Origin of the sequence: Methylobacterium sp. WL103 (assembly GCF_008039885.1) — a bacterium.
Lineage (GTDB): Bacteria > Pseudomonadota > Alphaproteobacteria > Rhizobiales > Beijerinckiaceae > Methylobacterium > Methylobacterium cerastii.
The window spans coordinates 1-509 of the sequence record NZ_VRUX01001242.1 but is presented as its reverse complement, the minus strand read 5'-3'; the positions used below and the strand labels follow the sequence as shown (position 1 = coordinate 509).

General features: G+C 75.4%; 1 protein-coding gene. It reads right to left on the bottom strand.

What is annotated here, in order from left to right:
- A partial coding sequence (locus tag FV222_RS28825; RefSeq protein ID WP_147816527.1) for a response regulator occupies positions 1-509 on the bottom strand: 509 nt, incomplete at both ends.

The window sequence follows — 509 nt, the reverse complement described above, 5'->3', positions numbered from 1 at the left end:
CTCCAGCGCGTCGGCCAGCCGCGCGCGGGCCTCGGCTGCTTCGGCTTCCGCGCGCGCCCGCTCAACCGCCTGCTGCCTTGCGCCGAACTCGCCGGCGATGCGGCGGTCGTCCTCCTCCAGGAAGCGGCGGCGCACCAGCCCGCGCACCCGCAGCGCCAGGACCTCGGCGTCGGATTTCGAGACCACGTCGTCCGCGCCGGCCGCGTAGGCCTGGACGAGGAAGTCCTTGGGCGGGTTGCTGCCGGCGATCCCGACGAGATGGAAGCCGGCACCCGCGACCCGGGCGCCGCGACGCTGGTCGATCGTGCGGCACAGGGCGAGGCCGTCGAAGGTCGGCCCGAGCAGGTCGACGGTGACGCAGTCGAAGGCCGTCGCCTCGCCCTCGGAGTCGAGGGCGGCGAGCGCCTCCTCCGCCCCCGCGCCGACGGTGACCGCGTGTCCGTCCTGGCTGAGCAGGCCGGCCAGGAAGGTGCGGTAGGTGGCGCTGCCGTCGATCACCAGCACGCGGC